Source organism: Streptomyces sp. SP17BM10 (assembly GCF_036322405.1).
GTDB lineage: Bacteria > Actinomycetota > Actinomycetes > Streptomycetales > Streptomycetaceae > Kitasatospora.
In genome coordinates this window covers 13,543-27,162 of the sequence record NZ_JAQYXB010000619.1, presented here as the reverse complement: position 1 = coordinate 27,162, position 13,620 = coordinate 13,543, and the positions used below count along the sequence as shown (strand labels likewise).

The window sequence follows — 13,620 nt, the reverse complement described above, 5'->3', positions numbered from 1 at the left end:
GCGCTCAAGTCGTGTCCGACCCGGGCGGTGAACTCCTCCTCCCGGCAAGGGGTCCCGCCCCGTCCCCGCCCTGCCTCCGCCCGGTCAGTGCCCCCGTGGCAGTCCGCGGTGCTTCCACATCGCCGCCCCCGTGAGCAGGAGCCCGGCGGCGATGGGCGTGAGGACGGCGGTGGCCGTGCCGGAGCCGTCCTTGCCGGCGGTCACGGTGGCCGTGTCGGCGAGCGCGACGGCCGAAGGCGTCCCGGGAACGGCGATCGCGGAGGCGCTGGACGTCTGCCCGGTGTGCCCGCTGCCGGGCGTGGCGCCGGGCGTCGGGGGCTCGGCGGTGGTGCCCGACGGCGCCGCGGGCGTGGGTTCGGCAGGGGCCGGTTCGGCCTTGCGCGCCGTCGACGCCGGGCCCGCGGGGTGCGCGGACCGCGTCCCGCCGTGCTCGCCGGGGGCGGCCGTGGCCCTGGCGGCTCCGCCCTCGCGGGCGCCGGGCGTTCCGGTGGGCCGGCCCTGGGGCGGCACCGTGCCGAGGAGACCGGAGGCGAGGGCGAAGGCGTCGGGCACGGCCGCCCGCTGGCCGGGGAGCGGCAGGCCGCCGGCCCGGATGCGTTCCTGTAGGCCGCCGTTGACGGTCCCGGTGGTGCCGGCCGGTCCGTCGACCAGCCCGGGGGAGGTCGGGGCGGACGTCCGGGCGGGAGCGCCGGGGCGTTCGGCCTGCTCCTTGTCGTGCTGCCCCGGCGTGCCGTGCAGGGCGCGCCGGACGGCGGTGTCGGCGGGGGCGGGCAGTGGATCGGCCGTGGCCGCGAACGCGCCGGTGGCGCCGACGCCCCAGAGCTGTGCGAGCAGCGCCCCGCCGACCGCGACGACGCGGGGGCGGCGGAGCCACCGGCCGGCCGCGCGCCGGGCGCCGGTGACGCCGAGGGGGTCGGGTTCCTGGTGCCGCGTGGCGTGATTGGCTCGCATGTGAGTTGAGAACGAGCGGACGACCCGTGAGGTCACGCCGGCCGTCACGGACAGTCATCGCGCGGACGGCCCCGGGAGCGCCGTCCCGGGGCCACGGACCGCGCGGCGGTCAGGAGTTGGGGCGCAGGGTCCAAGTGACCGTCATCACACCGGTGACGGCGCCGTCGGCGCGGGTGATCTCGACGGTGACGGGGAACTCCGGGCGCTCGCCCGCGTCCAGCTCGGCGACGATGTCGGCGGCAGGGCGGCCCAGCACGGCGGTCGCCGTGACCTCGCCCATCGCGAGCTTCTTGTACGCGATCTCGGCGTTGACGGCGAGCGGCACGGCGCGCGAGAGCTGGTCGCCGAAGGCGGCGAGCACGATGCAACCGCTCGCGGACTCGGCGAGGGTGAACATCGCGCCAGCGTGCGGCCCGCCGACGTGGTTGTGGTACTCGGGCTGGTCGGGCAGCCGGAGCACGGCGCGCTCCGGGGTGGTCTCCAGGTACTCGAGCTTGAGGGTGCGCGCCATCGGGACGGTGGCGTCGAGCATCTGGCCGATCGAAGGTGTCGTCATGCGGACGATGTTACTGCTCGGTAGCTTCCGGCGACAGGCCCGTGTCCGACGGGCGGCGCGGGAAGCCGATGTGAGGGAACGCGAAAACGCCCGAGGGGCCGACCTCTTGAAGAGATCGGCCCCTCGGGCTCGTGGGGTGAGTGACGGGACTCGAACCCGCGGCCACCTGGACCACAACCAGGTGCTCTACCAACTGAGCTACACCCACCATCTGTCCGGCTCGTTCCCGCTCTTCGCGTTCCCGTTCCGACAGGAAGAACTCTACAGGATCCGAGAGGGTGCTCGCGCCAGGGCTTCCCCGGGCGCCCCCGGACCCCTCCCACCCCTCCCGGCGAGTTCCGGGAGGGGTGGCACGCGGGCCTTCGCGGCGGGTCAGTCCGCGGCGGGCCGGTACTTCTCGGCGATCGCGCGCGCGGTGTCCGTGTCCGGGCCGGGCTGGGGGACGAACACCGCCTCGCGGTAGTACCGCAGTTCGTCGATGCTCTCGCGGATGTCCGCGAGCGCGCGGTGGTTGCCGCCCTTCTGCGGGCTGTTGTAGTACGCCTTCGGGTACCAGCGGCGGGACAGCTCCTTGATCGAGGAGACGTCCACGATCCGGTAGTGCAGGTGCCCCTCCAGGGCGGGCATGTCCCGCGCCAGGAAGCCGCGGTCGGTGGCGACCGAGTTCCCGCACAGCGGCGTCTTGCCGGCCTCCGGCACGTGCTGGCGCACGTACGCGAGCACCCGCTCCTCGGCCTCGGCGAGCGTCACCCCGTGCTCGAGCTCGTCGAGCAGCCCGGAGGAGGTGTGCATCGCGCGCACCACCTCGGGCATGTTCGCCAGCGCCTCCGCGGGCGGGCGGATGATGACGTCGACGCCCTCGCCGAGGATGTTCAGCTCGGAGTCCGTCACCAGCGCCGCGACCTCGACCAGGGCGTCCCGGTCGAGGTCGAGGCCGGTCATTTCACAGTCGATCCATACCAAACGGTCATTCACGCAACTCACCCTACGGCGCGATCACGCGCCGCGGGGACCGGTGGAGCCGAGCGGGGGGCCTGGGCGAGCGCCTCGGCGGAACGTTCGTCCTGTCCGAGGCCCTCCGCGTGCTCACCGCGGTCGCCATGCTCACCGAGGTCGCCGTGGTCCGCTGCACCGGTGTGGTCGGCCTCGGTGTGGTCGGCCTCCCGGCCCGGGCGGACGGGGTGGCCGTCCCGTCCGGTCCTGGCGTCCCGTGCCGCGCGGCCACCGTCGGCCGCCGCGGCGCGCCCGCCCTGCGGACGGACCTGCGGCGCCCTGGCCTGGCGCGACCGGACGTCGCCGCCGGACACCGGCTGCCCGCCGGGCGAGCCGTGACCGCGCGCCGCCCCGGCGCCACCCGGTTCGTCCGCCGGTCGCTCGACCGCGCTCCGGTGGCCCTGGCCCTGGCCGCGCGCGCCCGGCTGCGGGAGCCCGTCCTCGGCCGCCGCGTGCTCGGCCGTGCGCGGCGGACGGCCCGCGCCCGGACCGGCTTGCGGCGGCACGAGCGGCGGCCGCACCGGACCGCGCGCCGCACCTTGCTGCCCGGGGTACGGCTGCTGCGCTGCCTGTTGGTACGGGTACGGCTGACCGGGGCGCGCGTGGTGCGGCTGCGGGGCCTGCCCGCCGGCCGGACCGGGACCGAACGGACCCGGCTGCCCGTGCGCACCGGCCTGACCGTGGCCGCCCGGCTGACCGTGGCCGCCCGGCTGACCGTGCGCCGCCGCCTGCCCGTGCTGCGGGTGCTGACCGTGCTGCGCGGGCAGCACCGGTCCGCCGGCTGCCGCCGGGAACGCGTGCGCAGGTGGCTGGCCGTGCACCCCGCCGAACGCGCCGCCCCCCGCCGCCGTCGCGACGACCGCGCCGTGCGGACCGGCCTGTCCCGTGGGCTGCACGCCGGGCCGGCGGGCCCGGTAGCCGGTCCGGTAGGCGGCCGGAGAGACCCCGAGCTGACGGCGGAAGTGCCCGCGCAGCGCCACCGGTGAACGGAACCCGCACCGCCGCGCGACGTCGTCCACCGACAGTTCCGACGTCTCCAGCAACCGCTGCGCCTGGAGCACCCGCTGGGTGATCAGCCACTGCAGCGGCGCACTGCCGGTGAGCGTGCGGAACCGCCGGTCGAAGGTGCGCCGGCTCATGTAGGCGCGAGCCGCCAGCACCTCGACGTCGAACTGCTGGTTGAGGTTCTCCAGCGCCCACGTGACCACCTCGGCCAGCGGGTCGTTGCCGATCTCCTCCGGTAAAGACTGATCGATGTACTGGGCCTGTCCTCCGCCGCTGCGGCGGCTCGGCACCACCAGCCGGCGGGCGAGCGCGTTGGCGGCCTCGGCGCCGTGGTCGCTGCGCACCACGTGCAGGCAGAGGTCGATGCCGGCGGCGGTGCCGGCCGAGGTCAGCACGTCGCCGTCGTCGACGAAGAGCTCGCGCGGGTCGACGTGGACCCGCGGGTAGCGCTTGGCGAGGGTCGGGGCGTACATCCAGTGGGTGGTCGCCGGGCGTCCGTCGAGCAGGCCGGCCGCGGCGAGCACGAACGCGCCGGTGCACAGGCCGATGATCCGCGCGCCCTCGTGGTGCGCCTTGCGCAGGGCGGTGATCGCCTCGACCGGCGGCGGCTGCGAGATCGACCGCCAGGCCGGTACGACGATCGTGCCGGCCCGGGCCAGGGCCTCCAGGCCGTAGGGGGCGGAGAGGGTGAGGCCGCCTGTGGTGGCGAGCGGGCCCTCCTCCCCGGCGCACACCAGCAGGCGGTAGCGCGGCACTCCGGCGTCCTGACGGTCCACTCCGAACACCGAGAGCGGGATCGAGCTCTCGAAGATCGGGGCGCCGCCGAAGATCAGCACCGCGACGGTCTCGCGGCGGCGGCGGCCGGACAGCTTGCGCGGCGCGGCGGTCATCACCGGGGTCGCGGAACCGTTCGCGCCGGACCGCTCGCCGAGCGGGCCGCCGTGGGCACCACCGTGGGCCGGGCCGTGCGGGCCGCCGTGTCCGAACGGGCCGTGCCCGCCCGCGACGCCCGGGCCGGCGCCGAGGCCGGGGCCGCCGAGCGTGCCGGTGGACCCGACGGGCAGACCGGGGGCGACGGGCGCCCCCGGGTGGACGGGGTGGTCCGCGCCGTACCCCGGGCCCGCGCTGCCGGATCCGTACCCCGGGCCGGCGGTTCCCGCGCCGTATCCCCCGCCGTATCCCGCGCCCGCACCGCCGGAGCCGTACGCCTGGCCGGGGTTGACGGGGCCTCGGCCCGCAGCCGGTCCGCCGTGCTCCGGGGGAGCCCCGTAGGAAGGGGAGCCGGGCGCGCCGGAGGGGGCGGCCGGCGCGGTCGGTCCCGCCGGGTGGGAGGGGTGCGAAGCGGCGCCGGAGGTGCCGGAGTTGCGGGTGGTGGCGGCGATCGCGGAGGTGCCAGCGCTTCTCGCGGGGCGACCCGCGATGCCGGCCACCGTCTGGCCGCTGTCAGGACCCGCGTCGCTCCTGCTCACCCTGCTCAAGGCGCTCAAGCCCCCTCGGTGGTGTGGTGTGGGTGGTGCGGCACTGCTAGCCAAGATCGAAATCTATCGGGTGGACCGTTGCCGTTGTGACAAGTTCACCATCCGACGCTATGTCGACATGGCAATTTGGCGTGATGCATTCGATCACGAAGCGTGGCACCCGTCGACCCTTCTGGGAAGAGGGCCGGTGCAACGGTGGCTGGTTGTCGCGGGGCCGCTCCTGGGGCGTCCGGCTCCGGGCCGCCCGGCCGGCGGGTCTGGGCTGCGGATTTGCCCAAGCGGGAGGGACCGGCCAGAAATTGACCGAAAATCGGCGGTGCACGAGAGGGCGCACGGGTCGGCGGAAGTGCGCCTCCCTGGCTTCATTCGGCCAGGGTCCGGGCGGGCCGCGGGCCGCCCGGCGGCCCGGGTTACCGTCCTGCCGTGAACGATCCGCGCCGGCTCGAACAGGCCAACGACAACGCCGCCGCCTTCTGGCTCGGCCAGGCTCGGGCGCACGGCTGGCAGACCCACGTCGGGGACGCCCTCACCGCCGTCCGCTGCGCCCGCACGCCGGACGACCAGCACCGCGTCCTGATCACCCGCTCGTATGCCGAACCGCGCCTGGTGGAAGCCGAGTTGGCCGACCTGATGACAGTGTGGTCCACCGGCTGCTTCACCCTGGAGGACCCGTACGGCAGCCTCGATCTGACCGGCCTCGGCGCCGTCCGCATGCCGGTCATGCCGGTGATGGTCCGTGAGCCGGGCTCGCTCGGACGCGACGGGCGGGCGCTGCCGTACGTCTGGGATGCCCCGGGCGGAGGGTCCCTGACGGTCGATGAGGTGGTGGACGGCGACGCCCTCGCCGACGCGGAACACGTTGTCGTCGACGGTTTTCCGCAGCCCGCGCGGCAGCCCTGGAAGCGTGGAGAGGCGGTTCCGCCGCGGCTGTTGCACGACCGCGGCTGCCGCGTGTGGCTGGGCCGCCTCGACGGCACCCCGGCGGGCGCCTGCCTCACCTACGACGACGGCCGTGCCACCGGCGTGTACTGGCTGGCCACGCTGCCCTCCGCCCGTGGCCGGGGCGTGGCGCGAGCCGTGATGGAGACCGCCCTGACGGCGGTCCGTCCCGACCGCCCGGCGACCCTGGTCGCCACCGCCGCCGGTGAACCGCTCTACCGCAGGCTCGGGTTCACCGACCAGGGGCGCACGTGCTGGTGGACCCGGACCGCACCGGCGGACCGGGCGCAGCCGTAGCCCCGGTACGACTGCCTCGCCGTCTCCTCCGTGCTGACCTCCCACTGCCGATGGTGTGCTGCCGGCCTACTGCGCCGCTGCCGTCGGCAGTGCCCCCAGCGGGACGGCGAACCTGGTCCGCACGGGCCCGTCCGCCCTGGGGAGCAGAGCCGTCGGACGCTCGACGGACGTGTCCGCACCGCTCGCGCCCGCCTCGTGGTGCCCCGCGACGATCACGGCAAGCTCACCTGAGCGATTTCGGACAGCGACCCCCGCTTCCGACCCTCCGACGGCGGCCGCCCCGGCGTTCACGGGAACAGGCGCACGTGAGCCCTCCAGGGCGGATGCCGCCGGTCGTACGCCGGACCGCGCGCCGACGAGCGCCGTCACGGCCGCCTGCGCGCTCGTGGGGGTGCCCGCCGAGGCGGACACCGGGCGCGTCTGCGCGGCCGGCCGCCGTCGGGCCGGGACGCCCGTCCGCCCGGCCGGCCGGGCGGACGGCGCGTTGCGCGCGGCCAGCACCTGGCCGACGGCCTCCGGCAGACCGGCCGCCTTCAGCGTCGGCCGGTAGCCGATCTCGGCCCAGGGGCGGCCGTGGTGCAGCCAGACACTGCGCAGGCCGGTCAGCTCCGCTCCCGCGATGTCGGCCGGCGCGTAGTCCCCGATCATCCAGGTGTGCGCCGCCCAGTCGCCGGTGGGGGAGACGCCGCATCGCCGGGCGGCGATCTCGAAGATCAGGGGGTCGGGCTTGACGCAGTCCGCCTCCTCGGAGATCACCCAGCCGTCGACCAGCGGGCCGAGCCCGGTCCGCAGGATCTTCTCCGACTGGGGGCCCGTGCCGCCGTTGCTGACGATGCCGAGGGTCCAGCCGGCGGCCCGGGCCGTCCGCAGCGCTTCGACGTGTCGGGGCGGGCAGTGGATGTGCGAGTTGATGCCGTGTCGGTAGTGGTCGAGCAGGTCGTCGGAAGAGGCGTCCAACCCGTAGCGGCGCCGGACGGCGGACAGTACGGTGCTGCGCGGCACGTAGCCGCCGCCGTCCAGGGTGACGAACCAGTCGACGTCGCCCGGCGGCAGGTCGCGTTCGGACAGGAAGTCCTGCGCCCAGGCCCGGAAAGCGGCGTCCCTGGGGAGCAGCGTGTTGTCGAGGTCGAACAGGAGCAAGGGCATGCCGAGCATGGTGCCAGTGCCCGCGCCTATGCACCTGGCAAATGCCAGAGCGCGTCGCGAACCCGTACGAAGTGGCTGGAACGGGTACTGCGGACCGGTGCGCCGCCGGGGCGGCGCGGGCCTGGTGGGACGGGCCGGGTGGGCCTGGTGGGACGGGTGGGACGTCACGGGTCGCGACGGTCCGCGACGGATCGTCGCCGATCCATGACAGTCCGGTCACGGTGTCCCATGGGCCTGTTGCGCCGTCCGGTTCGCTCAGTCAAGCTCCAGGGAACCTCCTTTCCGGAGGGGGCGCGAAAGGCTTGCGAGGAGGGCGCGCGGTCTCGACGGGCGCATCCCCCTTTCGCGGGAACGAGGGCACCCCGGGGCTTTGCCGCTGGGCTGGGCCTCACGCCCGACGTACTCTGAAAGGAACAGGTCACAAACGGTGCTGGGCGGCGCAGACCGATGTCATCCCGTGGGCGGGCCTGCTCCCCGGGCAGCGTTGTCCTCTCCTGTCGGCCCCTCTCCCGCGAAGAGCCGTGAGCCATGGCTGGTTTTGAGTTCTCCCGACCGGTTGAACCGGACGCGCCCCGTGGCACGGGCCCAGCGACCGGAGACGACTCCGCTCCACGCGACGCCGCCGGCCGTGCGAATTCCGGCCAGACGGATTCGAGCTCTGCGGACTCCGGTCGTGCGGATCCGGGGCGTACGGACCTCGGTCGTGCGGATACCGGCCGTCCCGACGCGGGCGTGCACGGCGGCGCGCACCGCGCAGAGCACGACGAGCCCGCGCACGGTGGCGTACAGGGCTTCGCGCGCTCACTGCGCAACGTCGTCCGCCGCGACCACCCCGGTGACCGTTTCGGTGACCGCCGTCGACGCGGCGAGCCCGCGGCCGACCGCACGGAGCCCGCGGTGACCGGCCGCCTGGGCCCGGGCGCCGACCACCCGGAGACGTCCGGCCGGCCCGGCGCGCACACCGAGCCGATCGTCCAGGACGAGCCCGGCCACGCCTGCGACCCGGCCTTCCAGCACGGCGTGGTCGTCGGCTTCGACGGCTCGCTGTCCAGCGAGCGCGCCCTCGCCTACGCGGTGGGCATGGCCCGCCGTTCGCAGTGCGGCCTGGTGATCGTGCACGTCGCCAACCGCCTGCCCGCCACGGTCTGGGCGGGCTGCGAGCCTCCCGTCTTCGTGGACCTCCCGGACCACCGCACCGAGGTGTTGGGCCTGGAGCTCGCCTGCGCCGACTTCCTCGCCGGCGTGCCCTGGATCCTGGTCGAGCGCGGCGGCGACATCTGCCACGAGATCGAGGAGGTCGGCCGCGAGTACGCCGCCGACGCGATCGTCGTCGGCACGACGCACGGCCTGCTCGGCAAGATCTTCGGTTCGGTCTCCGGCCGGCTGGCGCGCCGCGCCAACCGCCCGGTGATCGTCATCCCCTGACGCCGCACCAGCCCGGCGTCCGTCCCCTCACCGTCTCGTCGCCGTCCGCTTCGGCCTCCCACTCCGGCGCGCGTCCACGGCGCTCGCCGCGGCCGGCACCGGGCCGCTAGCCCCAACCGTCCCTGCGGGGGCGGGCGTTACCCCCGCAGGGTGCGGTTCAGGACGTGACGCCGAGCTCCCGTGCGATGAGCATGCGCTGGACCTCCGAGGTGCCCTCGCCGATCTCCAGGATCTTGCAGTCGCGCCAGAAGCGGGCGACCGGGAATTCGTTCATGAAGCCGTACCCGCCGTGGATCTGCGTCGCCTCGCGCGCGTTGTCGACGGCGGCCTCGGACGAGTACAGCTTCGCGATGGCGGCCTCCTTCTTGAACGGTTCTCCGTGCAGCAGCCGGGAAGCGGCGTCCCGCCAGGCCAGGCGGGAGGTGTGGGCGCGCAGCTCCATGTCGGCGAGCTTGAACTGGATGGCCTGGTTGGCACCGATCGGCCGGCCGAAAGCCCGTCGCGTGCCGGCGTACTTGACGGACTCGTCGACGCAGCCCTGGGCCAGGCCGGTGGCCAGGGCCGCGATCGCGATGCGGCCCTCGTCGAGGATCCGCAGGAACTGGGCGTAGCCTCGGCCACGCTCGCCCAGCAGGTTGGCCGCGGGAACGCGGCAGTCGGTGAAGGACAGTTCGCGGGTGTCGGATGCGTTCCACCCGACCTTCGAGTACTTCTTCGAGACCTGGAACCCGGGGGTCCCGGTGGGCACGATGATGGAAGAGATCTCGCGCGTTGGCGAGCGGAATTCGCCCTCTTCACTCGAACGAGCGATCGGTTCCGTGAGGGCGGTGACGGTGACCAGTCCGGTGATGTCCGTCCCGGAGTTGGTGATGAAGCACTTCGTGCCGTTGATGACCCACTCGTCGGTGGCCTCGTCGTAGCGGGCCGTCGTGCGGGTCGCGCCGGCGTCCGAGCCGCCCTCGGGCTCGGTCAGGCCGAACGCGCCGAGCAGCTCGCCGGAGGTGAGCCGGGGTAGCCACTCGCGCTTCTGCTCCTCGGTGCCGAAGCGGTAGACCGGCATGGCGCCGAGGGAGACGGCCGCCTCCAGGGTGATCGCCACCGAGGAGTCGACCCGGGCGAGTTCCTCCAGCGCGAGGCCGAGCGCGAAGTAGTCACCGCCCATGCCGCCGTACTCCTCGGGGAAGGGCAGGCCGAACAGGCCCATCCGCCCCATCTCGCGGACGATCTCGTACGGGAACTCCTCCCGCTCGTAGAACTCGCCGATCTTCGGCGCCACCACGTCCTGGGCGAACTCGGCGACGGTGCGCCGAAGGTCCTCGTACTCGCTGTTCAGCCGGTGATCGAACACGGTGTTCCTCCTGGGGCCGCCCGGCCGGGGTGGCCGCGGGCGTGAGCGGGGTGACCGGCGTCCGTCCGATGGTGTGACGGTCGCGTGGTGTGGTCGTCGGGAAAGAAGGTCGTCCGAGTGGACGGGGACGCCGGACGGCGCTCCGGGACGGTCAGCCCCGGGCGGCACCGCGCAGCGCCTGGACGGTGCGGGACGGGCTCGGGCGGCCGAGGCGCTCGGCCATCCAGCCGCTGGTGGCGACCAGCGCGCGCAGGTCCACGCCGGTCCGGACGCCGAGGCCGTGCAGCATCCACACGAGGTCCTCGGTGGCGAGGTTGCCGGTCGCGCTCTTGGCGTACGGGCAGCCGCCCAGGCCGCCGGCCGAGGCGTCGACGGTGGTGACGCCCTCGCGGAGCGCCGCCAGCGTGTTGCTGAGCGCCTGGCCGTAGGTGTCGTGGAAGTGCACCGCGAGCCGCTCGGCCGGCACCCCCGCCGCGGCGAACGCGGCGAGCAGGGCCGTGACCTGGCCAGGGGTGGCGACGCCGATGGTGTCGCCGAGGCTCAGCTCGGCACAGCCCATCTCCAGCAGCGCGACGCCGTGGCGGACCACCTGGGTGACCGGGACGGGGCCCTCCCACGGGTCGCCGAAGCACATCGAGAGGTAGCCGCGGACCGCTACCCCGGCGGCCGCGGCGCGCTCCACGACCGGGCGGAACATCGCCATCGCCTCGTCCGCCGAGCGGTTGAGGTTGCGGCGGGCGAAGGTCTCGGTGGCGCTGGCGAACACCGCGATGTCGGCGGCGTGGTGGGCGAGCGCGCGGTCGAGGCCGCGCTCGTTGGGCACCAGGACGGGCAGCCGCAGCCCGGGGTGGCGCCCGGGCAGGTCGGCCAGCCGGGGTACCAGGTCCTCGGCGTCGGCCAGCTGCGGCACCCACTTGGGGTGGACGAAGCTGGTGGCCTCGACGGTCCGCAACCCGGCGGCGGCGAGCCGGGCGATGAACTCGGCCTTGACCTCGACGGGCACCAGGGCGCTCTCGTTCTGCAGCCCGTCGCGCGGTCCCACCTCGTGGATCCGGACCTCTTCGGGCAGGCCGGGGGCGCGGACGGGGTCGGGCAGGCCGAGGTCGAGCGCGTCGGGCTCGTGGGTGGCGGAGCCGGTGGTCACGACCGCACCTCCGCCGGGCTCATGGCGGTCGCCTCCACGCCCCCGGGGGCGCCCGCGGGAACGTCCGCGCCCTCCTCCGCGGGGGTGACCACGACCAGCAGCTCCTCCATCGCGACGGTGGCCCCGGCGGTGGCGCGGAGTTCGCTCACGACGCCGTCGTGCGGGGCGGAGATCACGTGTTCCATCTTCATGGCCTCCAGGACGAGCAGGGCCTGGCCCTTGCGGACCGCCTCGCCCGCCGCGGTCTTGACGACGGTGACGGTGCCGGGCATCGGTGCGGTGAGGGCGCCGTGGTGGGCGGCGGCCGCGGCGGCGCCCTCGCCGACCGCGTCGTGGCTGTGCAGCGGCCAGGCGTCGCCCTCGACGCCGAGCCAGGTCACCGGGGCGCCGGCGAGCCCGGGGGTGTCGTCGACGGTCAGGGCGAAGGAGGTCAGCAGGCCGTCGACCGTCAGGTGCAGCCGGTCGGCGGTGCGGACCGCCCGGGCCCGGTGGGCCGGGCCGGAGCCGAGTCCGATTTCCACCTCAAGGGTGACATCGCCGGGAATGTCAGTGCTCCCGGCTACGTTGCCCGCAGTGATCGAACGGATGCGCACCGGGACGGGATCCTGGCCGGGGGCCCGGAGCCGGTGGGTGGTCCAGGCGGGTGCGCCGCCCAGGCGCCAGCCGGAGGGGAGGGAGAAGGGGTTGGTCCAGCCGTCGGGGTCGGCGGCCGGGGTGAGGTCCGCGTGTCGTGCGAGGGCGGCCGCGTAGTAGAGGAGGTGGGCAGGTGAGGGAGTCGCGTCAGCCGGGGGCGGGTCGGCCGGGGCCGCGTCCTGGGTCCGGGCCGCCGGGTCGGTGGCCGTCGCGGGCGAGTGCGGCGAGGCCAGCAGGGTGGGCTGCTGCTGGACGGTCTGCTCCACCAGGCCGGTGTCCAGTCGGCCGGCGACGACGTCGGGGTGGGCGAGCAGCCGCCGCAGGAAGCCGGTGTTGGTGGTGACGCCCAGGATGCGGGTGTCGGCCAGCGCCGCGCGCAGGCGGCGGAGCGCGGTCGGGCGGTCGGGCCCGTACGCGATGACCTTGGCGAGCATCGGGTCGTAGGCACTGGTGATGACGCTTCCGGGGGCGACCCCGGAGTCGACCCGGACGCCTTCGCCCTGCGGCTCGTCGAGCACCAGGATGCGTCCGCCGGTGGGCAGGAAGTCCCGTTCCGGGTCCTCGGCGCAGATGCGGGCCTCGATGGCGTGGCCCAGGAAGGAGATGTCGGACTGACCGAAGGTGAGGCGCTCGCCCGCGGCGACGCGCAGCTGCCACTCGACCAGGTCCAGGCGGCGGGGCGGGCCGCCGGCCGGGTCGGCGACGGCGACGGCGAGCTCGGTCACGGGGTGTTCCACCTGGAGACGGGTGTTCATCTCCATGAAGAAGAACTCCCGGACGCCCTCGGGGGCTTCGGGGGCGGGAGAGTCCGGGTCGATGCCGGGGACGATGAACTCCACGGTGCCGGCCCCGGTGTAGCCGCAGGACTCCGCGGCGCGGACGGCCGCGGCGCCCATCGCGGCCCTGGTCTCGGCGTTGAGCAGGACGGAGGGTGCCTCTTCGATCAGTTTCTGGTGGCGGCGCTGGAGGCTGCACTCGCGTTCGCCGAGGTGGACGGTGGTGCCGTGGGCGTCGGCGAGCACCTGCACCTCGATGTGGCGGGGGCGGTCCACCCAGCGCTCCAGGAGCAGGGTGTCGTCACCGAAGGCCGTCCGGGCGACCCGGCGCGCGGCGGCGATCTCGGTCGGCAGTTCGGCCGGGTCCCGCACGAGCCGCATGCCTTTGCCGCCGCCGCCGGCGGACGGCTTGAGGAGGACGGGGTACCCGATCTCGTCCGCGGCGGCGACGAGTTCGTCGTCGGTGGGCGCGGTGGCCCGACTGCCGGGGACCACCGGGACCCCTGCGGTCCGGACGGCCTCCTTGGCGTTGATCTTGTCACCCATCAGCTCGACCGCACCGGGAGGAGGACCGATGAAGACGAGGCCCGCGTCCGCACAGGCGCGGGCGAAGGAGGCGTTCTCGGCGAGGAAGCCGTAGCCGGGGTGGACGGCCTGGGCGCCGGTGCGCCGGGCGGCGGCGAGGATCTGGTCGGTCCGCAGGTAGGTCTCGGCGGCCGAACTGTCGCTGCGGTCGGCCGGGCCGAGCCGGACGGCGACGTCGGCCTCGCGGACGTGCGGGGCGTCGGCGTCGGCGTCGCTGAACACGGCGACCGAGCGCACGCCGAGCCGCCGCAGGGTGCGGATCACCCGGAGGGCGATCTCGCCGCGGTTGGCGACCAGAACTGTGTCGAACATGGGAGGCGTTCCTCCGGGTCGAGGGGGCCGTA

General features: G+C 74.8%; 9 protein-coding genes, 1 tRNA gene and 1 pseudogene. 2 read left to right on the top strand and 9 right to left on the bottom strand.

All coding sequences use genetic code 11. From position 1 onward, the window contains the following. Positions 1–84: 84 nt before the first annotated feature. The 5 genes and pseudogenes from PUR71_RS23485 to PUR71_RS23465 all read right to left on the bottom strand — a co-directional run. Entirely contained in the window at positions 85–951 is an 867-nt protein-coding gene (locus PUR71_RS23485; RefSeq protein WP_329929066.1) for a hypothetical protein, read from the bottom strand. Positions 952–1,060: 109 nt separating this feature from the next. Continuing rightward, positions 1,061–1,507: a DUF4442 domain-containing protein gene (locus PUR71_RS23480; RefSeq protein ID WP_329929065.1), complete on the bottom strand. Its 447-nt coding sequence runs from the start codon at positions 1,505–1,507 to the stop codon at positions 1,061–1,063. A gap of 132 nt (positions 1,508–1,639) precedes the next feature. Further along, positions 1,640–1,715, bottom strand: a tRNA-His gene (locus tag PUR71_RS23475). Between the two features lie 164 nt (positions 1,716–1,879). After that, the gene (gene orn / locus PUR71_RS23470; RefSeq protein WP_329929064.1) at positions 1,880–2,482 is read right to left on the bottom strand and encodes an oligoribonuclease; all 603 of its coding nucleotides are present in this window, start codon (positions 2,480–2,482) and stop codon (positions 1,880–1,882) included. A 773-nt stretch (positions 2,483–3,255) separates the two neighbouring features. Continuing rightward, positions 3,256–4,395 (bottom strand): annotated as a pseudogene (locus tag PUR71_RS23465) (helix-turn-helix domain-containing protein); the annotation flags it as partial. A 1,011-nt stretch (positions 4,396–5,406) separates the two neighbouring features. Here PUR71_RS23465 and PUR71_RS23460 point away from each other — a divergent pair. After that, positions 5,407–6,219: a GNAT family N-acetyltransferase gene (locus PUR71_RS23460; RefSeq protein ID WP_329929063.1), complete on the top strand. Its 813-nt coding sequence runs from the start codon at positions 5,407–5,409 to the stop codon at positions 6,217–6,219. Positions 6,220–6,285: 66 nt separating this feature from the next. Here PUR71_RS23460 and PUR71_RS23455 read toward each other — a convergent pair whose 3' ends face one another. After that, the gene (locus PUR71_RS23455; RefSeq protein WP_329929062.1) at positions 6,286–7,365 is read right to left on the bottom strand and encodes an HAD-IA family hydrolase; all 1,080 of its coding nucleotides are present in this window, start codon (positions 7,363–7,365) and stop codon (positions 6,286–6,288) included. 969 nt (positions 7,366–8,334) lie between these two features. Here PUR71_RS23455 and PUR71_RS23450 point away from each other — a divergent pair. Next, positions 8,335–8,790 carry a universal stress protein gene (locus PUR71_RS23450; protein WP_443077543.1) on the top strand — a complete coding sequence of 152 codons (456 nt, stop codon included), beginning with the start codon at positions 8,335–8,337 and terminating at the stop codon, positions 8,788–8,790. A gap of 157 nt (positions 8,791–8,947) precedes the next feature. Here the strand turns inward: PUR71_RS23450 and PUR71_RS23445 are convergent, their stop codons facing one another. The 3 genes from PUR71_RS23445 to PUR71_RS23435 all read right to left on the bottom strand — a co-directional run bounded on the left by PUR71_RS23445 (position 8,948) and on the right by PUR71_RS23435 (position 13,588). After that, a complete protein-coding gene (locus PUR71_RS23445) occupies positions 8,948–10,138 on the bottom strand; it encodes an acyl-CoA dehydrogenase family protein (RefSeq protein ID WP_329929061.1) in 1,191 nt (396 codons plus the stop codon). A 151-nt stretch (positions 10,139–10,289) separates the two neighbouring features. Next, positions 10,290–11,282 carry a hydroxymethylglutaryl-CoA lyase gene (locus PUR71_RS23440; RefSeq protein WP_329929060.1) on the bottom strand — a complete coding sequence of 331 codons (993 nt, stop codon included), beginning with the start codon at positions 11,280–11,282 and terminating at the stop codon, positions 10,290–10,292. Further along, positions 11,279–13,588, bottom strand: a complete 2,310-nt coding sequence (locus PUR71_RS23435) for an acetyl/propionyl/methylcrotonyl-CoA carboxylase subunit alpha (RefSeq protein WP_329929059.1) — start codon at positions 13,586–13,588, stop codon at positions 11,279–11,281. Before PUR71_RS23435 ends, PUR71_RS23440 begins: the two co-directional genes overlap by 4 nt. Positions 13,589–13,620 lie beyond the last annotated feature (32 nt).